Genomic DNA, 20,767 nt, shown 5'->3' with positions numbered 1-20,767 from the left:
TGATGGATTGATCTGCGCTGGTCAACGCATCGGTGCGATGCGCGTGTGTCCGAACGGGACGTTTTCGTTGCACCCACAAGGTGATGAGTGCACCGTGTGAAACCCGAATGCACCTTGACGAACCGTCAACCCCTGATCACTCTTGTGTGGTTCTGGTTGAACATGGAGGTTCAGCATGACTCGCCTGCGCGTTCCGGCAACGGTGATGGTGGTCCTGGCCGCCGCGGTGGTGGGGGTGAGTCCCGGTACCGCGACCGCCGCCCCGCCGGGCGAGCTGTACTCGACCTACCTGGAGAACCCGGGAATGGTGGCCCAGAACCAGGAACCGGCGCACGCCTACCTCCGGCCGTACGCCGACGTCGACTCCGCGGTCCGCCGCGACGAGCGCTCCCCGTACGCGCAGGTGCTGGACGGCACGTGGCGGATCGCGATGGCGGACCGGCCGGAGGAGGTGCCGGCGGACTTCCACGCCGACGGCTACGACACGTCCGGCTGGCGCGAGGTGTCGGTTCCGCACACGTGGCAGACCGACGGCCTCGACCACCCGATCTTCCGCAACATCGCCACCGAGATCCAGCCGGACGACCCGCCGCGCGTCCCGCGCGACGTCAACCCGACCGGCGCCTACACGCGTGACTTCGACGTGCCCGCCGACTGGACGCGCCGCACGACGTTCCTCCGCTTCGAGGGCGTCACGTCCGGCTACTTCGTCTGGGTCAATGGCAAGTACGTCGGGTACGACCAGGGCGGCTACACGCCGGCCGAGTTCGACGTCTCCGCCGCCCTGCGCCCCGGCCGCAACCGCGTCGCCGTGCAGGTGCACCGCTGGAGCGCGGGCGCCTACCTCGAAGACGTCGACCAGTGGCGGTACTCGGGCATCTTCCGCTCGGTCCGGCTGCACTCGACGCCCGCCACCCACGTGCGGGACGTGGCGCTGCGGACCGACCTCGACGCCACGTACACCGACGCCACCCTCTCCGCCGCCGTGGAGATCGGCCACAAGGCGGGCGGCACCACCGGGACGCACCGGGTGACCGCCGGTCTGCGGGACGCCCGCGGCACGGAGGTCGGCGCCGTGAGCGGGGACGTCGAGGTGACCGACCGGGGCGGTCGGGTGGAGCTCACCCTGCCGGTGCGCGACCCGGCGAAGTGGACCGACGAGACGCCGAACCTCTACACCGTGGTGCTCACGCTGACCGACCCGGACGGCCGCACCACCCACATCACCAGCGAGACCACCGGTTTCCGCGAGATCGAGATCCGCGACAAGCAGCTGCTCGTCAACGGCAAGCGCGTGCTGTTCAAGGGGGTGAACCGCGCGGAGACCGACCCCGACCACGGCAGGCACGTCCCGCGCGCGGCCCAGGAACGGGACGTGGCGCTGATGGAGCAGCTCAACGTCAACGCGGTCCGCACCTCCCACTACCCGTCGGACCCGTACTTCTACGAGCTGGCCGACCGGCACGGGCTGTGGATCGCCGACGAGGTCGACATCGAGACCCACAACCACGAGAACTGCGCCCGGTGGTGCCAGGCGAACCAGCCCGAGTGGCGGGACGCGTTCCTCGACCGCTTCACCGCCATGGTCGAGCGGGACAAGAACCACCCGAGCGTGTTCCTGTGGGACACCGGCAACGAGGCGGGACTCGGCGCGCACCACTTCGCGATGGCCGAGTGGCTGGACGCCAACGAGCCGACCCGCCCGAAGTACCACCAGTCGAACAACCCGGACGGCGACGCGCCGTTCGCCGACGTGTGGGGCCCGCGCTACCCGTCGCCCGAGCGGTTCGAGCAGCAGGCGAAGAGCACCACCAAGCCGTTGATCTTCGGCGAGTACGCGCACGCGATGGGCAACAGCCTCGGCAACTTCCGCGAGTTCTGGGACACCATCCGGGCCAACCCGGCCACGCAGGGCGGGTTCATCTGGGACTGGGCGGAGGCGAGCATCCGGCAGGAGGTGCGCATCCTGCCCGACTCGTCCGGCAACAACATCTCCGCCCACCTGTCGGGCGCGCCGGAACTGGTCGACGGCCACCGCGGCAAGGCGCTGCACCTCTCCGGGCTCGACGACTTCGTGGAGGTCTACCGGGACCGCAGGCTCGACATCACCGGCAAGGCGCTCACGCTCGACGCCTGGGTCAAGCCCGCCAGGTGGAGCGGCGACTTCCGGATCGTCGGCAAGGGCGACCACCAGTACGCGCTCAAGATGAAGAACGAGACGACGCTGGAGTTCTTCATCCACAGCGGCACGTGGCGCGTCGTGCAGGCCACCGTGCCCGCGGACTTCTACGGCAACTGGCACCGGGTCAGCGGCACCTACGACGGCGCCGCGCTGCGCCTCTACCTCGACGGCCGCGAGGTCGCGAGCACGCCGTTCGACGGGCCGATCGACCCGTCGTCGGCCGAGGTCAACATCGGGCGCGACTTCGAGACGTCGTGGAACGACCCGAGCCGGGTCGGCCGGATGGCGCACGGCGCCGTGGACGACGTCCGCGTCTACGACCGGCCCCTGACCGCGGCCGAGCTGAACGCGGCGGAGCCCGTGGGCGGCGCGGTGCTGGCGCTGGACTTCGACCGCGTCGAGGAGCGCGGCACGCACCTGTCCTACGGCTCCAGCCTGTCCGGCCTCGACGGCCTGGTCGGCCCCGACCGGGACGCCCAGCCCGAGACGGCCCAGATGGCGTGGGCGCACCAGCCGCTCCGCTTCCGCTACGCGGACGGCGTGCTGTTCGTCCACAACGAGCGGCAGTTCAGCGGCACGGACGACGTGGCGCTGCGGTGGCGGGTCACCGAGGGCTCGCGCGTCGTGACGAGCGGCGAGCAGCCGTTGCGGGTCGCGGCGGCGTCCACCGGCGCCGTCCGGGTGCCGGCGCCGGCGAACCCCGCCGACCGCGAGCGGTTCCTCACCGTCGAGGCGGTCACCACCGCGGCCCTGCCGACGGTCCCCGCCGGGCACGTGCTGGCGCACGACCAGTTCCCGCTCGGCGGCACGAAGGTGCCGGGTCTCGACGCCGAGGCCAAGGGCGGCGGCGCCGCCGTCACCGCCGACACGTCCGACGCCGTCACGGCGACGGCCGAAGGCGTTAGCTACACCGTCGACAAGGAGACCGGCTCGCTGTCGTCGATCAAGGTCCGGGACCGGGAACTGATCGCCGGCGGGCCGAAGCTCGACGCGTGGCGCGCCCCGATCAGCAACGAGACCTTCAAGTGGGGCCGCGCCGAGGGCGAGGACTGGCGCAAGGTCGGCCTCGACCGGCTCGCCACGACGGTCACCGGCGTCCGCGTCGAGCCGGACCCGTCCGGCGTGCGCGTGGTCGTGGACAGCCGGGTCGCCGCGCCGGACGTCACCGGCGCGTGGTTCGACCAGACGATGACGTACGTGGTCGAACGCGGCGGCGTGCTGCGGCTCGGGCACAAGGTGACCCCGCAGGGCGCCCTGCGCACGCTGCCGTACCTGCCGCGGATCGGCGTCTCGCTCGCCGTGCCGGACAGCTACGACCGGTTCGCCTGGTACGGGCGGGAGGCGGAGAGCTACGTCGACCGCAAGGACGGCACGCCGATCGGCGTCCACTCGTCCACGGTGGACGAGCAGTACGTCGACTACCACCGGCCGCAGGACCACGGCAACCACACCGACAGCCGGTGGGCGCTGCTCACCGACGGCCGGACCGGCGGACTGCTCGTGTCCGGCGCGCGGGACGTCAGCGTGACGCCGTACGACGACCTCGACCGGGCCGCCTACCCGTTCCAGCTCCAGCGGAACAAGGGGTGGGTCACCCTGCACGCGAGCCACGCCGTCACGGGTGTCGGCGACACCCCGAACCCGGTGCGGCCGCGCAGCCAGGTCCGCCCCGACACCACCTACGAGTACACGATCACCCTGCGGCCGCTGACCGCGCAGGAGGCCCGCGCCGGACTCCCGGCGGGCGGCTGACGAGGACGGGCCGGTGTCGCGGGGGCCACGCGCTCCCGCGACACCGGCCCGCGTGGTCGGCCGAGGTGGTCGACCGGGCCGGCCGATCCGTGAGGTCGGTCAGTCGAAGTCGTACACCGTGGTGGGCACGTCACGGGCCGGCAGCGTCTCGGCGATCAACGGCTCCACGCGCTCCCACTTGCCGCCGGCGAGGCCGCAGCCGATGCGCGGCATGTGGACGCCGGCGTTGAGGTCCACCGCGTGCTGGGCCAGGGTGGCCAGGCAGCGCGCCACGGCGTCGTAGCGGATCGGCGGCCCCTTGCTGCCGGCGCGGAGGCCGTGCTGGCCGACCATGTTGGCCACCCACGTGTCCGCCCGCACCTGGACGAGCTGGGTCGCGCCGAGCCCGAAGTCGTTGCGCGCCCGCGCGCGGTGCCAGTCGCGGTAGGCCCGCTCCGGTTCCGGCCGGCGCTGGGAGATCGCCAGGACGAAGCCCTTGCCCCACCCGCCGAGGTCGTTGCAGACGTGGGCGATGATCTTCGGCCCCTTGGCCTGGGGACTCGTCGCGTCACCCTTGACGACTCGCAGCACCTCCACGCCCGCGATGCCGCCGGCGGCGCGATCGCCTGTCGACGCGGTTTCCGCCCGCCCGTGCCCGCCCGCCGGCGCCGGTTGACCGCCCCGCCGCAACCCGACCGGCGACGTCCGTCACCGCGCCTCCCGCGCCTGATGAGGGGAAGCTTGAGCCGGGAGGTGGTGCGCGGTGTTGCGGTTGCCGTTCGGCGTGCACGACGAGGTGCGCGCGGAGTTCGAGCGCCGCTGGGCGCGGACGCGGCCGTTGCTGCTGCTGGGCTTCCTCGCGCCGCCCGCGGTGAGCCTGGCCGTCGCCGTCGTGGCGCGGTGGTCGGGTGTCCCGGCGGTGGGCTGGGTCCTGCTGCTGGTCGGCTGCGGGGCGCCGGCGGTGTTCCTGTTCCGCCGCGTCTACGTGCACCGGACGGGCTGGTGGGGCGGTGTCGTCGCGTACAGCGGCGCGGTGCAGGTCCTCGGCCTCGGGTTGGTCACCGCGCGGGCGCTGCTCGTGCTGCCCACCGTCGCGGCGATCGTGGCCGGGGTGCTGCTGGTGACCAGGGCGCGGGTCGTGCTGCTGGACGAGACCGGCGGCGCGATCGCCGCCACGACGCTGGGCGTGCGGAGCGCGTCCCGGCAGGTGCGCGGCCCGACCGGCAAGCTGCTCGCGGCACACGCCACGGTGGACGGTGAGGTGCTGCGCTGGCACGTGACCACCGGAGCGTCCATCCCGGACACGTGCGGGGGCGAGCTGCCGCTGCGCGAGATCACCGACGTGTGGGTGGCGGAGACGCGCGACGCGCCCGGCGGACCCGTGGTCGTCGTGCGCGCCGGCGGCCGTGACCTGGAGCTGGTCGTCGGGCACCCGCACGACTTCGCGAGCGTCCTCGACCGGCGGTTGCGGCTGCTCGGCGGCCCCGGCTGGTCGCAGGCGTGACGTCCGCTCAAGTTACTCGTTGGTCACGTCGAGGTCCGACGACGGAGAGGGGCAGCGGCCATGGCGACCGAGCGGTTGCGGCTGGAGGACGGCACGGAGCTGAACGTGGTGAGCGGCGGCCCGTCCGACGCCGGGGTGACCGTGGTGCTCGCCCACGGCTACGCGCTGGACCACCGCAGCTGGCACCGCGTGGTCGCGGCGCTGCCCGAATCGGTGCGCGTCATCGCCTACGACCACCGCGGGCACGGCGCGTCGTCGCCCGCGGACAAGGAGACCGCGACGATCGAGCAGCTGGGCGACGACCTCGGCGAGCTGGTCGAACGGCTGGTGCCGGACGGGCGGGTGATCATCGTGGGTCACGCCATGGGTGGCATGGCGGCGATGGCGATGGCCGAACGCCGTCCCCGCCTGTACCGGCAGCGGGTGGCGGGCGTGGTGTTCGTGTCGATGGCCGCGACGGGCCTCGCGGAGACGTCGTTGGCGTGGCCGAAGGCGCTGGGCAAGCTCGTCCGGGAGCTGGAACGCGCCTTCGGGCCGCTGGTGCGCGCGGTGCGGGAGAAGATCGAGCCCGCGAAGACGGCCGGGCTGCGCTGGTGGCTGTTCGGCGACGAGCCGCGCGACGAGGACGTGGACCTCACCGCCGACATGGTCTGGTCGCACTGGCCCGAGACGGTGGCGTTGTTCCGGCCGGCCGTGGACCGGTACGACCGCGAGGCCGCGCTGACCGTGGCGGGGGAGCGGCCGGTGATCGCGATGGTGGGCGACGAGGACCGCCTGGTGCCGGAGTCCAACGCCAAGTCCCTGGCCGCGGCGGTCGGCGGGGAGTCCGTGGTCGTGGAGGACGCGGGCCACATGCTGCCGCTCGAAGCGCCGGCCGAGGTGGCGGCGCGGATCATGGAGCTGAGCGCCTAGCCCCGCGCCGGTCACCGGCGGCGGTCACCCGCGGCTGATCCGGTCGAGGCAGAGGTACCGGCCGGCCATCGGCGCCATGGGGCCGACGACCAGCACCTTCGCCGTGTCGCGGTGTCGCCCGCACGGATCGTCGCGCCCGGGTTGCACCTCGCCGTCGGCGAGGACGCGGAAGCGCGCGTCCGGGTCGTCGCAGGGGACGATCCGGGCCGCGTCGGCGTCCTCGAACCCCTGGTCGTCGCCCGGGAAGCCGACGCAGTTCCCCACTTCGGAGGCGTCGACGGCGTCGTCCGGGGCCGTCAGGTCGTCGGCGATCGAGACGACCGCCGCGACGAACAGCGCCACGACTGCCAACGCGAACACGCCCCACAGGATCTTCCGCACGATCGCCACCTCCACCTCCGTACCGTTCCGCGCGGAGCGGGGTGCGACAACCGCCGTGGCCGGATGCGGCCACCGGACGTCGGGGCCGGGGCGTCAGGCCGGTGGCTGCTCGGTGAGCAGTTCGGCGATCACACGGGTGCCGGGAGCGTGCCGGCCTCCGGGGCCGGGGAGCGGCGTCACGTCGTCCACGTGCAGTTCGCCGCCGCAGTGGGAACACGTCACGACCGGGGTCGCGGGGTGGTCGCACGTGGTGTGGTGCAGGCGCAGCGGCGGGCCGTCCGGGGCGAGGTGGCGGTCACCCCAGGCCAGGAGGCTGACGACGACGCCGTACAGCTCCTTGCCGGCCTCGGTCAGGTGGTAGTCGTGGCGCACGGGGTTGTCCTGGTACGGCCGGCGCACGACGACGCCGGCGTCGACGAGCGTGGTGAGGCGGTCCGTCAGGACGTTGGTCGCGATGCCGAGGTCGCGGGTGAACTGGTCGAACCGCGTCAGCCCCAGGAACAGGTCGCGCAGCACGAGCAGGGTCCACGGGTCCGCGACGATGTTCGCGGTGCGCGCCACGGAGCACGCCATGACGCCGAAGCGATCTCTGGCCACGCCCTCAGCCTAGTCGGTTGCGAACAGCAAGGCTGCAGCTCTAGGGTCACTTGCAACTTGCAAGCCACTGGAGGTTGATCGTGTACCACGCTGTCGTCAGGGCCAAGGTGCGCAGGCTGTGGGAACGGGTCGGCGCCGGCGACCACCGGGCCGCCGTCGAACTCGCCGCACCCGACCTGCGGTTCCGGTTCGTCGGCGATCCGCCGGTCGGCGCCGAGTTCACCGGTCGCGACGAGTTCGAGCGGTGGTTCCTCGGGCTGCAACGGACCCTGCCCGGCCTGCGGATCACGCTGACCGACGTCGTGGTGCGCGGGTGGCCGTGGCGCACCACCGTCGTGACGCGGCTGACCATGGCGGCGACGCTCGCCGACGGCTCCGCGTACCGCAACGAGGGCGTGCAGTGGGTGACGTTGCGGTGGGGGCGGATGGTGGACGACTACGTCCTGGAGGACACGGCCCGGTTGGCCGACGCGCTGCACCGTCAGGCGAGCCGCGCGGCCTGAGCCCGGAGGCCGGTCAGGTGTTGGCCCGGTAGGCCTCGGCCAGCAGCCGCGTGAACTCGTCGTCCACCTGGTCCGGCGACTCCAGCGCGACCCGCACGGTGCCGTGGGCCAGGCTCTTCGCCGACAGCAGTCGGCCGCCCGGCTCGCGGCCCGGCAGGTTCAGCCCGACGTCGACCCGGCGCCTGGTGGTCGCCTTGACGACGGCGAAGGTGCGCTTCGGCGCGACCAGCGAGATGTAGGTCTTGCGCGCCTGCACGACCACGTCGTCGCCCACCGAGCACGCCGCCTCCAGCACCGCGTCGCAGACGGGGCGCAGGTCCGGCCGGTCGGCGTACTGGTTGTCGATCAGCTCGGCCGGGTCGGTGAGCAGGAAGTCCGGGTAGCCGTGCCGTTCGTAGACCAGCAGGTCCTGCGAGTAGCCGCCGACGCCCTGCGCGGTCAGCCACCGCCGCAACGCGGGCTCGTCGCGCGGGTCCTCCTCGCGCACCAGCCCGTTCCACTCCGCGACCGTCCGGCCCGTGGCCGCCTCCAGCCGCCGGGCGGCGTCGTCCATCATGGACTTCCAACCGCGGATCTCGCGCTTGCCCGGTGTCGACATGGGGGCCGCCTCCTCGTCCGCGACCACCGTAGTGACGCCCGTCACGTGCGGCAACGCGTGCGGCTCACGACACCCAGCGCCACACCGACGGCGGCCGACCACCCTTCGGCAGGGCGGCGGCGTGCTGCGCGGTGCGTTCCAGGCCCGGCACCCGTTCCATGATCCGACCCAGGTTCGCCGGGTAGGGGCGGTCGCCGGTCAGCGACTCGGTGGCGTCCAACGCCTGCGCGGTGGTGAACTCGCGGCCGAGCAGCCCGGCGGTGAACCCGGTGTCCCGCCAGAGCCGGTCGGCGAGGATCGGGCGGCAGTCGCGGACGATCCGGTCGTGGTCGAACGCCAGCGGCGGCACCTCGGTGACCGGCGCCCACACCGGGCCGTCGCCGGCCAGCCGGGTGGGGTCGACGGTGGCCCAGAGCGCGATCGACAACGTCGGGCCGCGCGGGTCGCGGGACGGCTCGTCGAACGTGCTGAGCTGCCCGGACGCGGAGATCGCCTCCGCCGGGACGCCGAGCTTCCCGGTGACCGCGCGCCGCGCCGCGTCCCGCAGCCGTTCGCCCTTGCCCAGCAGCACACCGGGCAGGGCCAACTCGCCCGCGAACGGCTCGAACGCGCGCGGCGCGACACCCACCAACACCGCCCGCGCCACCGGGTCGAAGCGCAGGGCCAGCACGTCCACCGAGACCAGGGTCGACTCGATCATGGCCTGATCCTCCCGCATCCGACCGACCACCCACCGCCCGGACCGCCGCCCACCCTCCCCACCGGCCTCCCCGGCGTCCGGTCTCACGCCGAGGTCGGCGCGCCCCCCGCCGCCGCGGCCGACGCGGGGGCGCGGACCGGCGTCCGCACCACGTAGTCCGACCGGTCCGCTCCCGCCCCCGTGACGAGCACCGGGACGCCCAGGTCTCCCTCCAACCACGCCACCGGGTCGGGCAGGTCGGCGAGCACCGGCGTGCGGCCCGCCAGGAACGCGGTCAGCTCCGCCCCCGTGCCCGCGACCGGCAGGGGAGCGTCGTAGGACACCGCCACCTTGAGGTCCCGCGCGTCGAGGTGCGTCACCGCCAGCGCGTCCACCCCGCCGCACGCCGCCACCGCGTACCGGAGCAGCACCGCGTCGAGGTGACCGGCCCGCCACGCCCCCTGGTAGTGGCCGGTGCCGTTGTGGCGCTCCGGGAACCGGGCGAGCACCGCCGCGTCCTCGGTGGGCAGCGGCCCGGCGCCGTGGCGGGTCTGGTACGTCCTGGTCACGCCGAGCACGGTGGCCCGCCGTCCGCCGAGCAGGCCGCGGGCGTTGTCCGGGGTGACCGTCGACCACGTCGTGTGCGGGTGGAAGCCGCGCCACTGGTCGAGCAGCACGCCCTGCGCGCCCTCGAAGACGAGCCGCCCGGCGTCGGCCAGGCGCCCCACCTCGTCTCCGGTGGTGCACCGGACCGCGTCGGCGAACGCCCGGTACAGCGACACCAGCTCGTCCACGGACGTGCCGTCGCCGATCAGCGGCTCGTAGAACCGCGCCAGCGCGTCGAGCTTGCCGCGCAGCACGGCCGGGCGGGCGCAGTCGCCGACCGTCGGCGCGGGGCCGGGCACGCCGAGGACCGGCTGGTCCTCGACCACGTCACCCGGCGCCGCGCCCCGGCCCGCGAGCAGCGAGTACCAGACGGTCTCGCCGATGCCCTTGCCGCACGAGCCGTGCCGGCCGGGCCCGCGCGCGTCCTCGCGGGCCCGGTTCGCGGCGACGTGGATCGGGGTGGTGAGCAGCGCGTCCGCGTCGATCGACAGCAGCCGCAACGGGTCCGCGACGCCCAGCGCCGCCAGCTCCCGCGACTCGGCGGCCAGGGCGATCGGCTCGACCAGGACGTGCCGGGAGAGGTGGGTCGGCACGCCCGCGAGCGTGCCGGACCCGAACTGGCTGAACGTGTGGTGCCGGTCGCCGGCGACCACGTTGTGCGCGGCCTGCGCGCCGCCGTTGAACCGCACCACCGACGTCACGGGACCGTCGTGGCACAGCGCGTCGACGACCGCCCCCTTGCCCTCGTCGCCGAACCCCAGGCCGACGACGACCACGTGCCCGTCCACCCCGATTCCGCCCATCAGTTCAGCGTCACGTCGTCGGGACCGTCGAGCAGCGGGGGAGCGGCGGTCGTCGCGACCGCCTTGCCGCCCACGTGGACCAGCGCCTTGCCGACCGCCTCGCGCTCGGCGATCGACCCGACGTCGGCCAGGTCGATCATCGCCTGGTCGAGGTCGACGACCCGCTCCTCCATCCCGATGGTGGCGGCGATCAGCTCGCACACCGCGCCCGGGTCGTCCAGCTTGAGGAAGTTCTGGCCCAGCAGGTCGCGCCAGTGGTCGGCGATCTGCGGGTCGTCGTAGTACGACGACTGCTTGGGCAGCACGAAGTAGACGTGCCACTTGCGGCTCAGCTCCCGGTACACCGACGCCGGGTCGATGTCCTCCTTGATGTCGTCGCCGATGATCCGGCGGATGTGCTTGGCCTCCAGCCGCGGCTTGTTCAGCTCGTCGCCGATCAGGAACAGGTAGCCCTTGCGGCCGCGCTTCTGCCACGCGTCGGTGACGACGTGCCGGGCCACGAAGTACGCGGCCAGCTCGTACGACTCGCTCTTCTGCCCGCCGCCGTTGCCCTCCAGGAAGATCGTGCGCAGCTGCTCGTCCATCCGGTTGTCCGACTCGAACTGGCCGACCTGCAGCGGCACGCGGTCGCTGTCCGCGTCACCGATGCCGCCGAACATCAGCTGCGGGTCGGTGAGGTAGCCCTTGCGCTGCAACAGCCCGTGCAGCTTGCCCAGCTTGCGCTGCATGATCTGCGGCACCCGGCCCATCGAGCCGGTGACGTCGAACAGCACCGCGATCGGCGTCGAGTCGGCGTGGTCGGCCGAGTCGCGGCACTCGCGGGCCACCACGCCCTTCGGGTCCAGCGACGGGTCGGCCTTCCACTCGGTCCTCGGCTGCGACCGCAGCGTGGCGGTGTAGCCGAAGTCGTCGATGCCCTTGGCCGCGCGGAAGGTCTTCGCCGCCGCGTAGGCGTTGTCGTCCCACTTGCCGTGTCCCATGTCAGGCTCCTGTCATCGGTAGAGCGAACGGGCGGAAGGTCCGCTCGCCGTAGAGGTCTTCGAGCAGTTCGTCGTACTCGGCGAGCAGGTCGGCGGCGTCGGGTCGACGGCCCGGTTCGTCCTGCGCGCACCAGCGCGCGAACGTGCGCTGCCGCGTTTCGTCGTCGGCCAGGAGGTCCAGCATGAGCGTGTGTGCCATGTGGACGTCCGTGGCGGTGGTGACCGGCTGTCCCTTGTGGACTTCCGGCGGGTAGGCGGTGGTCTTGTCGGTGGCGAGGAGCCGTTCGCCGGCGGCGACCGCGAACGTCCAGCCGGCCAGCACGATCCCGTGCTGCTCCGGGTGCACCAGCACGTTGTCGGCGGTGATCGCGCCGTGGACCAGGCCGATCCGGTGCGCGCCGGCGACCGCCCGCAGCAGCCTGCGGTGCATCCACGCGTAGTCGCGGCCGTCCAGGCCGCGCGGGAACGCCCGGCGCACGTCGGCCAGCGTCACGAACCCGTCGACCAGCGGTTCGAGGACGGTGAACGCCCGCTCGCCGCGCTCCACGTCACCGGACGTGTCGACCAGGCGCGGGTAGTAGGGGCGCAGCCACCGGTGCTCGGCGGTGAACCGGTCGAGCCGGCGCAACGCGTCCCACTCGGCGTGCAGCAGCGGGTTGAGCGCGGGGTTGCGGACGACCTTGACCACGTGCGGGCCGTCGGTCCGGTAGACGTTGGCGACGCTGCCGACCGCGTGCCGGTCGGTGATCCGGTACGCGCCGGTCGCGGTGCGCAGCTCGACGGACGTGCCGTGCCGCCACTCGTGGTGGAGCCGGGTCAGCTCCGCCGACGCCGCGTGCGCCCTGGTGTCGCCCGCCCCGACCCGGTCGGGGTGCAGGACGGCGGCCAGCTGTCGGTACAGCCGCTGCACCTCCTTGCTCCGGGCCGGGTCGACGGGGCCGAACAGGTCGGCCGCCGTGCCCGCCCGCTCGACCCGGTCGAGGGCTTCGTCCCTGGTGAACATAGTTTGAGTCTAGACGACTCAAACCCTCGATGGAGTGGAATAGCGGTGTGCCGCCGGTCACATCGGGGGGCGGCCCGCCAAGCGGCCCGGCGGGCCGGTGTCAGGCCGTCGCCGACGTTCGACACCGCGGACGCGAGCCCCAGTTCGCCGAAGTCACGTCCCGGTCATGGCGCCGCGGCAGCCGACGTCGGCGTTCGCGCCGGCGTGGGGCACCGCATTCCGGTTCCGTCCAGTCCTCCGGCGATCGACCCACGATGTGAGAGGCGACCGGCGCGCGTGGACACGCGGTCCGCGCCGAACCCATCATTCGCTCGATCACGAACTGGCTGGGGGACCGCATGGTGTCACCGTTGGACAACCCGACCTGTGCCTCGCTGAACGGCGCGCACGCCCGGTTCGCCGAACGTCACGGGCAGGTGATGCGCTACCACCCGGAGGTGGCGACGTTCCTGGCGCTGCCCGACCGCCCCGACGACCGGGTGTGGGCGGACGTCGCCGCGTTGGCCGGGCCGGGCGCGACCGTGCCGATGAACTCGTCCTTCGCGCCGCCCGCCGGGTGGGAGGTGCTGGGCCGGGTCGCCGGCGTGCAGCTCGTGGACGTCGGGGTGCGCGCCGCCGAGGACGCGGAGGCCGTCCGGCTCGGACCGCGCGACGTGCCGGAGATGCTGGAGCTGGTGGAGCGCACGAAACCGGGGCCGTTCCTGCGGCGGACCGTGGAGCTGGGGACCTACCTCGGCATCCGCCGGGACGGCGCGCTGGTCGCGATGGCCGGCGAACGCCTCCGCCCGCCGGGGTGGACGGAGATCAGCGCCGTGTGCACCGATCCCGCGCACCGCGGGCGGGGCCTGGCCACCCGCCTGGTGCTGGCCGTGGCGGCGGGCATCCGGGCGCGCGGCGAGACGCCGCTGATGCACGCCGCCGCGTCCAACACGTCGGCCATCCGGCTGTACGAGTCGCTGGGTTTCGCGCTGCGCAAGCGGACGGAGTTCGTGATGCTGCGCGTGCCCGAGGACGCCGACGTCGCACTGCGGGCCGGCGCCCGCTCGTGATCCCGGTCAGTCCAGGTCGTCGAGGAAGCGGGCGACGATCTCGGCGGCGATCTCGCGGGCCTTCACGTTGCGGCGCTGGGACAGCTCGGTGATCTTCTTGAACGCGGTGTCGGCGTCGCAGCGCTGCACGGCCATCAGGATGCCGACGGCCTGGCTGGTCGTGCTGCGGCTGGCCAGCGCCTCCCGCAGCGTGCTCGCCTCCCGCTCGCCCTCGGCCAGCAGGGCCTCGCGGAAGCTCGACAGTTCCAGGTGGACCCTGATCCGGGCGATCAGCTCCGTCGGGTGGAACGGCTTCACCACGTAGTCGTCCGCGCCGTTGCGCAGCCCTTCCACCGCCGACTCGGTGCCCGCGCGGGCCGTCAGCAGCACCACGGGCACGCGCACCAGCACCGGGTCGGCCCGCAGGTCGCCGAGCAGCGCGACGCCGTCGCGGCCGGGCAGCATCACGTCGCTGAGCACGAGGTCCGGCCGGGACGTGCGGGCGTGCTTCAGCGCGGTCTCGGCGTCGCCGACCGCGGCCACCCGCCAGCGCTGCGCGGTCAGCAGCCGGACCAGGTAGTCGCGCATGTCGGCGTTGTCCTCGACCAGCAGGATGTGCCGCTCGCCGGCGCCGGCCGCCGGCGGCTCCACGACGGCGGCCGGCGCCCACTGGCGCGCCTCGCCGAGGAACGTGGCGCCGAGGTCGTCCAACGTGGTGTGACGGGCGGCCTCCTCGGACGTCGCCAACGGCACCGTGACGGTGAACGTGCTGCCCTCGCCGAGCGCGCTGCGCACGGTCACCCCGCCGCCGAGCGCCGCCGCCAGGTCCGATACCAGCGACAGGCCGATGCCGACGCCCTCGCGGCTGCGGCCGGTGACGCCGTCGACCTGGTGGAACCGCTCGAACACGCGCTGCTGCTCGGCGTCCGGGATGCCCACGCCGGTGTCGGCGACGGTCAGCACGCACGAGTCCCCGGTGGTGCGGACGGTGACGCGCACGGAGCCCTCGGTGGTGAACTTCAGCGCGTTGGACAGCAGGTTGAGCACGATCCGCGCCCACATCTCCTGGTCCAGCCACACCGTGCCGCCCTCGACGTCGACCTCCAGGTCGAGCCCGAGGCTCTCGGCGGTCGCGCGGAACATGGCGGCGCAGTCGGCGGTCAGCGCCGCGATGTCGGTCGGCTCGAGTCGCGGGCGCAGGTGGTCGGCCCCGGCCCGCGCCACGTCGAGCAGCGTGTCGACCAGGCGGCGCAGCCGCAGCGCGGCCCGGTGCGCGGCCGACACCGCCTCGCGCTGACCGGCGGGCAGCGCGTCGGCGTGGTGCTCCAGCAAGGTGCCCAGCGGGGCCAGCAACAACGTCAACGGCGTGCGGAACTCGTGGCTGATGTTCTGGAAGAACCGGGTCTTCGCGGCGTCCAGCTCGGCCAACGCCGTCGCCCGCGCGCGCTCGGCCCCGTACGCGACCGTGTCGTCCACGGCGGTCGCCACGCCGGCCGTCACCAGGTCCACGAAGGACGCGTAGGACTGGTCGAAGCTCCGGAACGGGCTCAGGCCGACGACCAGCGCGCCGTGCGTGCCGCGGACGCCCGCCGCCAGGGGCAGCACCAGCGTCCCGCCGCCGATCATCTCCGACTCCCCGCCGGCCGCCACCCGGCGCACCACGTCCGCCGGGACGTCCGGGCCCTCGCCCGCGGCCGCCACGAGGACCGGCTCGCCGTCACCGCCGCGCAGGTAGGCCTCGACCCGGGGCAGGTCGGCCGCACTGGCCGACAGCAGCTTCACCGCGGCCCGGCACGCGTCGGCGGCCGTGTCGGCCTCGGCGATCGACAGGGTGCCGAGCTGGCGCAACGTCTCCAGCCTGCGTTCGCCCAGCACCCGGGGCGTCACGTCGGTGGTGGCCACGAACACGCCCGCGACCGTGCCGTCCTCGGCGTGCACGGGGCTGTAGGAGAACGTCCAGTACGTCTCCTCCAGGTGGCCGTGCCGGTGCAGGAACAGCAGCTGGTTCTCGGAGTAGGTGGACACGCCCTCGGCGAAGACCTGATCGGCCCGCGGACCCAGCTCCTCCCACACCTCGGGCCAGCACTCGCCGCCTGGCTGGCCGATCGCGCCGGGGTACTTCGCGCCCAGCACCGGGGTGTAGGCGTGGTTGAAGATCTGGACCAGCCGCGGACCCCACCACAGCAGCATGGGCACGCTGGACGGCATCACGGTGCGGATCGCGGCGCGCAGCTCGACGGGCCAGGACTCGACCGGTCCGAGGGGGCCGGCCGCCCAGTCGTGTGCGCGGTGCGCGGCGCTGGTGAGGTCGTCGCCAGGGAACAGCCGCCGCGCAGACCACTCCACCACGTCCGCCGCCTCCCGCGTCAAAGCGAGACGACGTCCACGGCACCGGACAGGTCTCGCGATTCTCATCGACCTGCGCGGCTGGTGTTTCAACCGGCTGCGACGATGTTAGCCGAGGCCGGGGGCCTGGGCGCCATCGGTGCAGGTCGTGTCGCGCTCGGGGTGGTGCGGTGGTGCGCAGGGTCCTGACCGCGCCGCTGTACGGCGTAGCGCTCGGCGTGCTGTCGCTGGTCGGACTGGTCCAACTGGTCACGTTCGTCGTCGGCCACGCGGATGTGCGTGCCGCGATGAGGACGGGCTGCACCGGACGCCGTGGGTGGTCGTGGCCGTTCGGCGTGCTGCTGGTGGCGGCCGGGTTCGCCGCAGGTCCGCTGTCATGCGCCGGCGCACCCGGTGGACGCCCGTGCTGCTCGGCCCCACCACCCGCACCGGGAGCACCGCGCGTGGGTGTGGATGGTGCCGCGCGTGCCGACGGCCGCGGTCGGCACGGCGGTCGCCGGGCTCGGACCGGCGGCGTGGCACCTGGTGGCGATCTTCCCGACGTTCCCGGCCGCGCACGGCCCCGACGTCGTGGCCGGCACGCGGCCTGCCCTCACCTCGGTCGCCGGGGTGATCATGTCCGCGGGCGTGGTGCCGGCCGCCACGTTCGGCGCCCTGGCCGTGCTGCCGCTGGTCAGGTTGGCGCAGAGGGCGTTCCTGGTGGCGTTCGGCGTGCTGCTGGACGCGCTGGTCGTCCGAGCGCTGCCGGCGCCCGCCCTGACCATCCACAAGGGACGGACGTTCCGGTGGGCCGGCGGACCGAAGCCCGCCGGGCGTTCTGCCGGCAGGCCGACGCGTGGAATGGTGGACTGGGACGACGGCGAACCGACCCGGTGAGGATGCGGATGACTCTCGACCAGACCGGCAGGACCACGACCGGCACGGCCACGACGGCCACGACCACCACGACGGCGGCGCCGTGGTGGACCTCGGCGGTGGTGTACCAGGTGTACCCGCGCAGCTTCGCCGACGCGGACGGTGACGGCGTGGGCGACCTGGCGGGTCTGGCGTCACGGCTGGACCACCTGGAAAGGCTGGGCGTGGACGTGGTCTGGCTCTCGCCGGTGTACGCGTCGCCGCAGGCCGACAACGGTTACGACATCTCGGACTACCAGGCGATCGACCCGGTCTTCGGGACGTTGGAGGACTTCGACCGGCTGCTCGCGGAGGTGCACGCGCGGGGCATGAAGCTGGTGATGGACCTGGTCGTGAACCACACCTCGGACGAGCACCCGTGGTTCGCGGAGTCGCGGTCGTCCCAGGACAACCCGAAGCGGGACTGGTACTGGTGGCGCCCGCCGCGGGACGGGTTCGCGGCGGGGGAGCCGGGCGCGGAGCCCACCAACTGGGAGTCGTTCTTCTCGGGGCCCGCGTGGACGCTGGACGAGAAGACCGGCGAGTACTACCTGCACCTGTTCGACCGCAAGCAGCCGGACCTGAACTGGGAGAACCCCGAGGTCCGCCACGCGGTGTACGACATGATGCGGTGGTGGCTCGACCGGGGCGTCGACGGCTTCCGCATGGACGTGATCAACCTCATCTCGAAGGACCCGGCGCTCCCCGACGGCGCCACCACCGGCACCGGCGGCCTCGGCGACGGGTTCCCCCACTACGGCACCGGTCCGCGCATCCACGAATTCCTCCAGGAGATGCACCGCGAGGTCTTCCGCGGGCGCACGGGGGAGTTCCTGACCGTCGGCGAGATGCCCGGCGTGACGTGGGAGGACGCGAGGCTGTTCACCGACCCGGCGCGCGGCGAGGTGGACATGGTGTTCCAGTTCGAGCACGTGTCGCTGGACCACGGCCAGGGCGGCAAGTTCGACCCGAAGCCGCTGGACCTGCGCGACCTGAAGGCGTCGCTCGGGCGGTGGCAGGCGGCGCTGGCCGAGACGGGCTGGAACAGCCTGTACTGGTGCAACCACGACCAGCCCCGCGTGGTGTCCCGGTTCGGCGACGACGGGCAGTGGTGGCGCGAGTCGGCGACGGCGTGGGCGACCGTGCTGCACCTGCACCGGGGCACGCCGTTCGTCTACCAGGGCGAAGAGCTGGGGATGACCAACGCGCCGTTCGCCGGCGTGCACGAGATGCGCGACGTCGAGTCGCTCAACCACCACCGGCGGCAGGTCGAGGCGGGCGTGGACCCGGACGTGGTGCTGCGCGGACTGCGGGCGATGGGCCGCGACAACGCGCGCACGCCGGTGCAGTGGGACGCCACCCCGAACGCCGGGTTCACGTCCGGCGAGCCGTGGCTGGCCGTCAACCCCAACCACTCGTGGCTCAACGCCGAGGCCCAGTACGACGACCCGAGGTCCGTCTTCAACCACTACCGGCGGCTGATCGGGCTGCGCCACGAACTCCCGGTGGTGGCGCTCGGCGACTTCCGGATGCTCCTGGCCGACCACCCGCACGTCTACGCGTACGAACGCGCGCTGGACGGCGTCCGGCTGCTCGTCGTCGCGAACCTCGGCGGGGCCGAGCAGACCGTCGACGTCGATCCGGCCTGGTCGGATGCCGACGTGGTGCTCTCCAACACCGACGCCGCGCACGTGTCGGCCGGGCGCGTGGAGCTCGGGCCATGGGCGGCGCTGGTGCTCAAGCGGTAGCGGACCGGACGCCCGGACGCGCTGAGCGGAACCCGTTTCGCGCGCACGGGCGTCGTGCCGGACAATCACCCGATCACACGTGGATTCGACGGAGGGTGATCGGTGCTGGGTGGGGATGTCGGGCTGGAGCTCGGCCTGCGGGTGGCCAACGCGCTGAAAGCGGCGCTCGACGTGGAGATCACACCGGTCGAGGCGCTGATCCGACCCGCGGCCCCCGGGCGCGGTGCGGACTACCAGTGCAACGTCGCCATGAGCCTGGCCAAGAGGCTCGGCCGACCGCCCCGCGAGGTCGCCGAGGCGATCGTCGCGCACCTCGACGCCGCCGACGTGGTCGAGCGGCCCGAGGTGGCCGGGCCGGGGTTCGTCAACTTCACCCTGCGCCGCGAGTGGCTGGAGGCGCAGACCGCCCGGCTCCTCGGCGACGCCCGCCTCGGCGTGCCGACCGTCGAACCGCGGCGGTTCGCCATCGACTACGGCAGCCCCAACGTGGCCAAGGAGATGCACGTCGGCCACCTCCGGTCGTCGATCATCGGCGACGCGGTGGTCCGGCTGCTGGAGTTCGCTGGCCACGAGGTGATCCGGCACAACCACCTGGGCGACTGGGGCACGCCGTTCGGCATGCTCATCGAGCACCTGGTGGACCAGGGCAGCACCGGCGCCGGCCACTCGATCGGCGACCTGAACGGCTTCTACCAGGAGGCGCGCAAGAAGTTCGACGCCGACCCGGAGTTCGCCGACCGGGCCCGTCGCCGCGTGGTGGCGTTGCAGGGCGGCGACGAGACCACCCTCGCGCTGTGGCGCGAGCTGGTGGAGGAGTCGGAGCGGCACTTCGCCGCCGTGTACGAGCTGCTGGGCGTGAAGCTGACCGCCGACGACTACTACGGCGAGAGCTTCTACAACCCGTTCCTGGGCGAGGTGGTCGAGGAGCTGGAGGCCAAGGGCCTCACCTCGATCAGCGACGGCGCGGTGTGCGTGTTCCCGCCCGGCTTCACCAACCGCGAGGGCGAGCCGCTGCCGCTGATCGTCCGCAAGAGCGACGGCGGCTACGGCTACGCCAGCACCGACCTCGCCACCGCCCGCTACTGGACCCGCGACCGGGGCGCCACGGACCTGCTGTACGTGGTCGGCTCGCCGCAGGCGCAGCACTTCAAGATGGTGTTCGCCACGGCCGAGGCCGCGGGCTGGCTGGACGACGACCACCGGGCCGTGCACATCGGGTTCGGCTCGATCCTCGGCGAGGACGGCAAGGTGCTGCGCACCCGCGCGGGCGGGTCGGTGAAGCTGGTCGACCTGCTGCGCGAGGCCGTCGACCGGGCCACCGCGGTCGTCGCCGAGCGGTCCAAGCTGGACGAGGCGCGGCGCGAGGCGGTGTCCCGGGCGGTCGGCATCGGCGCGGTGAAGTACGCGGACCTGTCCGGCGACCGGGAGAAGGACTACGTCTTCGCGTGGGACCGGATGCTCGCCATGGAGGGCAACACGTCCGTCTACCTGCAGTACGCCAACGCGCGCGTGCTGTCGGTGGTCGCCCGCGTCGGGCGGGAGGCGGAGCCCGGCACGCCGGTGCTGCTGGCAGAGGCCGCCGAACGGGCGCTGGCGGTGAAGATCCTGCAGCTGCCGGCCGCCGTGGCCGCCGCGACGGAGGAGTACGCGCCGCACAAGCTGTGCACCTACCTGTACGAGACGGCGGTCGCGTTCTCGACGTTCTACGAGAACTGCCCGGTGGTGCAGGCCCCGGACGACGACACCCGCATGTCCCGGCTGGTGCTGGCGCAGCTCACGTCCCGGGTGCTGGCGCTGGGCCTGTCGCTGCTCGGCATCGACGCGCCCAACCAGCTCTGACGGTCGCCGTCACGGGCCGGTGACGTCCAGGACGCCCATCATGCCCAGGTCCTCGTGCGAGGCGATGTGGCAGTGGTAGACGGTGCGTCCCGGCTCGCCCCGGAACGGCACGGCGATCGTCACCGCGCCGCCCGGCGGGACGTTGACGGTGTCCCGCCAGGCGCGCACGGGCTCGGGCCGCCCGTCGCGCGCCACCACCTGGAACGAGTAGCTGTGCAGGTGGAACGGGTGGTCGGTGGTGTGCTCGTTCACCACCTCCCACACCTCCAGCGTGCCCAGCCGGGCGTGCAGGTCGACGCGGTGGTGGTCGAACGCGCGGCCGTCGAGGGTGAACCCGCCGCGGTCGTCGCCGCCGAACACGACGCGCCGCCGCCGCACCGCCCGCGCCTCGTCCAGCGCCTCGACGGGCCGCAGCCGGTCGGGCAGCGGCACG

At 73.2% G+C, this 20,767-nt stretch carries 18 protein-coding genes; 8 read left to right on the top strand and 10 right to left on the bottom strand.

Going from position 1 to position 20,767, the window contains the following annotated elements:
- Positions 1 to 175 precede the first annotated feature (175 nt).
- Positions 176 to 3,934 (top strand): glycoside hydrolase family 2 TIM barrel-domain containing protein, encoded by a 3,759-nt coding sequence (locus ACFQ3T_RS10415; protein WP_380722775.1) that lies wholly within the window; start codon positions 176 to 178, stop codon positions 3,932 to 3,934.
- Positions 3,935 to 4,033: 99 nt separating this feature from the next.
- On the opposite strand, the gene ACFQ3T_RS10410 is transcribed toward ACFQ3T_RS10415, so the two are convergent.
- Complete coding sequence (locus ACFQ3T_RS10410) at positions 4,034 to 4,510, bottom strand: macro domain-containing protein (protein WP_380722773.1); 477 nt, start codon at positions 4,508 to 4,510, stop codon at positions 4,034 to 4,036.
- A gap of 166 nt (positions 4,511 to 4,676) precedes the next feature.
- Here ACFQ3T_RS10410 and ACFQ3T_RS10405 point away from each other — a divergent pair, with 166 nt between their 5' ends.
- A complete protein-coding gene (locus ACFQ3T_RS10405) occupies positions 4,677 to 5,417 on the top strand; it encodes a hypothetical protein (protein WP_380722771.1) in 741 nt (246 codons plus the stop codon).
- Positions 5,418 to 5,477: 60 nt separating this feature from the next.
- Positions 5,478 to 6,329 (top strand): alpha/beta fold hydrolase, encoded by an 852-nt coding sequence (locus ACFQ3T_RS10400; RefSeq protein WP_380722769.1) that lies wholly within the window; start codon positions 5,478 to 5,480, stop codon positions 6,327 to 6,329.
- A gap of 24 nt (positions 6,330 to 6,353) precedes the next feature.
- Here ACFQ3T_RS10400 and ACFQ3T_RS10395 read toward each other — a convergent pair whose 3' ends face one another.
- On the bottom strand, positions 6,354 to 6,710 hold the full coding sequence (locus ACFQ3T_RS10395; RefSeq protein ID WP_380722767.1) for a hypothetical protein: 357 nt from the start codon (positions 6,708 to 6,710) through the stop codon (positions 6,354 to 6,356).
- A 93-nt stretch (positions 6,711 to 6,803) separates the two neighbouring features.
- Positions 6,804 to 7,307, bottom strand: coding sequence for a winged helix-turn-helix transcriptional regulator (locus tag ACFQ3T_RS10390; RefSeq protein WP_380722765.1), 504 nt, complete (start codon positions 7,305 to 7,307; stop codon positions 6,804 to 6,806).
- A gap of 80 nt (positions 7,308 to 7,387) precedes the next feature.
- Between ACFQ3T_RS10390 and ACFQ3T_RS10385 the strand changes: the two genes are divergently transcribed.
- Positions 7,388 to 7,810: a nuclear transport factor 2 family protein gene (locus ACFQ3T_RS10385; RefSeq protein WP_380722763.1), complete on the top strand. Its 423-nt coding sequence runs from the start codon at positions 7,388 to 7,390 to the stop codon at positions 7,808 to 7,810.
- Positions 7,811 to 7,823: 13 nt separating this feature from the next.
- On the opposite strand, the gene ACFQ3T_RS10380 is transcribed toward ACFQ3T_RS10385, so the two are convergent.
- The 5 genes from ACFQ3T_RS10380 to ACFQ3T_RS10360 all read right to left on the bottom strand — a co-directional run bounded on the left by ACFQ3T_RS10380 (position 7,824) and on the right by ACFQ3T_RS10360 (position 12,479).
- The gene (locus ACFQ3T_RS10380) at positions 7,824 to 8,453 is read right to left on the bottom strand and encodes a DUF5655 domain-containing protein (RefSeq protein WP_380722761.1); all 630 of its coding nucleotides are present in this window, start codon (positions 8,451 to 8,453) and stop codon (positions 7,824 to 7,826) included.
- Positions 8,454 to 8,472: 19 nt separating this feature from the next.
- A complete protein-coding gene (locus tag ACFQ3T_RS10375; protein ID WP_380722759.1) occupies positions 8,473 to 9,108 on the bottom strand; it encodes an NUDIX domain-containing protein in 636 nt (211 codons plus the stop codon).
- Between the two features lie 83 nt (positions 9,109 to 9,191).
- Entirely contained in the window at positions 9,192 to 10,496 is a 1,305-nt protein-coding gene (locus ACFQ3T_RS10370; RefSeq protein ID WP_380722757.1) for an adenylosuccinate synthetase, read from the bottom strand.
- Positions 10,496 to 11,476, bottom strand: a complete 981-nt coding sequence (locus ACFQ3T_RS10365; protein ID WP_380722755.1) for a hypothetical protein — start codon at positions 11,474 to 11,476, stop codon at positions 10,496 to 10,498. The genes ACFQ3T_RS10370 and ACFQ3T_RS10365 overlap by 1 nt, the downstream gene beginning before the upstream one ends.
- A gap of 1 nt (position 11,477) precedes the next feature.
- A complete protein-coding gene (locus tag ACFQ3T_RS10360) occupies positions 11,478 to 12,479 on the bottom strand; it encodes an adenylate cyclase (protein ID WP_380722753.1) in 1,002 nt (333 codons plus the stop codon).
- 338 nt (positions 12,480 to 12,817) lie between these two features.
- Here ACFQ3T_RS10360 and ACFQ3T_RS10355 point away from each other — a divergent pair, with 338 nt between their 5' ends.
- Positions 12,818 to 13,528, top strand: a complete 711-nt coding sequence (locus ACFQ3T_RS10355) for a GNAT family N-acetyltransferase (RefSeq protein WP_380722751.1) — start codon at positions 12,818 to 12,820, stop codon at positions 13,526 to 13,528.
- Between the two features lie 6 nt (positions 13,529 to 13,534).
- Here ACFQ3T_RS10355 and ACFQ3T_RS10350 read toward each other — a convergent pair whose 3' ends face one another.
- Positions 13,535 to 15,856, bottom strand: a complete 2,322-nt coding sequence (locus tag ACFQ3T_RS10350; protein WP_380722749.1) for an ATP-binding protein — start codon at positions 15,854 to 15,856, stop codon at positions 13,535 to 13,537.
- A 462-nt stretch (positions 15,857 to 16,318) separates the two neighbouring features.
- Here ACFQ3T_RS10350 and ACFQ3T_RS10345 point away from each other — a divergent pair, with 462 nt between their 5' ends.
- The 3 genes from ACFQ3T_RS10345 to argS all read left to right on the top strand — a co-directional run bounded on the left by ACFQ3T_RS10345 (position 16,319) and on the right by argS (position 20,334).
- Positions 16,319 to 16,729 carry an MMPL family transporter gene (locus tag ACFQ3T_RS10345; protein ID WP_380722747.1) on the top strand — a complete coding sequence of 137 codons (411 nt, stop codon included), beginning with the start codon at positions 16,319 to 16,321 and terminating at the stop codon, positions 16,727 to 16,729.
- A gap of 8 nt (positions 16,730 to 16,737) precedes the next feature.
- Positions 16,738 to 18,495: an alpha-glucosidase gene (locus ACFQ3T_RS10340; RefSeq protein ID WP_380722745.1), complete on the top strand. Its 1,758-nt coding sequence runs from the start codon at positions 16,738 to 16,740 to the stop codon at positions 18,493 to 18,495.
- A 102-nt stretch (positions 18,496 to 18,597) separates the two neighbouring features.
- Complete coding sequence (gene argS / locus ACFQ3T_RS10335) at positions 18,598 to 20,334, top strand: arginine--tRNA ligase (protein ID WP_380722743.1); 1,737 nt, start codon at positions 18,598 to 18,600, stop codon at positions 20,332 to 20,334.
- 9 nt (positions 20,335 to 20,343) lie between these two features.
- Here argS and ACFQ3T_RS10330 read toward each other — a convergent pair.
- Positions 20,344 to 20,767 (bottom strand): multicopper oxidase family protein (locus ACFQ3T_RS10330; RefSeq protein ID WP_380722741.1); only part of this gene is annotated, 424 nt, incomplete at its 5' end.

Source organism: Saccharothrix hoggarensis (assembly GCF_042678885.1).
Classification (GTDB): Bacteria; Actinomycetota; Actinomycetes; order Mycobacteriales; family Pseudonocardiaceae; genus Actinosynnema; species Actinosynnema hoggarensis.
This window is presented reverse-complemented; position numbering and strand designations above follow the sequence as displayed.